This window comes from Bartonella sp. MR168JLCBS (assembly GCF_042194175.1).
Genome location: NZ_JBHIMP010000303.1, coordinates 1 through 784, shown reverse-complemented (window position 1 = coordinate 784; position 784 = coordinate 1). Strand labels below are relative to the sequence as shown.

General features: G+C 41.3%; 1 protein-coding gene. It reads left to right on the top strand.

Translation table 11 applies throughout. The annotated features are described in order from the left end of the window. The coding region (gene virB10, locus ACFIK8_RS11030; RefSeq protein WP_375669454.1) for a type IV secretion system protein VirB10 at positions 1–784 on the top strand (784 nt) is incomplete at both ends.

Below are 784 nucleotides of genomic sequence, written 5' to 3'. Positions count from 1 at the left end.
TGATGATTCACTCTTAGAAGCAGCACAACGTGCTCCTGTCTTAGCCTATGCCAGCCCACAAAAAAGCCAAGCAAATGCAGAAAAAAATAACGACACTTCACCGAACCAACTCGAAAGAAAACCTGATGAAACAGCACAACGCTTTAATCATCTTCTCAAACCGACAAACCTTGAAGGTATTCATGCTTCAACACTTACTAATCGAAATTACATCATCGCAATGGGTGCTTCCATTCCATGTATTTTAGAAACGGCGATCAGCAGTGACCAACAGGGATTTACCAGTTGTATCGTTTCTAGAGATATCTTGTCAGACAATGGTCGCGTTGTCCTTCTTGATAAGGGCACACAAATCGTTGGCGAATACCGTGCCGGATTAAAAAAGGGGCAAAATCGTCTTTTTGTGTTATGGAATAGAGCCAAAACACCAAGTGGTGTTATTATAACATTAGCCTCACCGGCAACGGATGCCTTAGGGCGTTCTGGTGTTGATGGAGATGTTGATAATCATTGGTTTGAGCGGATTGGATCTGCGCTTCTTGTATCGATTGTCCGAGATGCAACCAATTATGCAAGAAGCCGGTTGCCAAAAGATCAAGATAAGAACAATTCTGACACAATATCTTCGGGACCAAATATTGCAAATATTGTCGTGGAAAATTACGCCAACATTCCTCCCACACTAACAAAAAACCAAGGGGAAATGGTCAATGTTTTTGTCGCCCGCGATTTAGATTTTTCCAGCGTTTATAAATTGAAAGTGATCGAAAACAAAAAACAGATT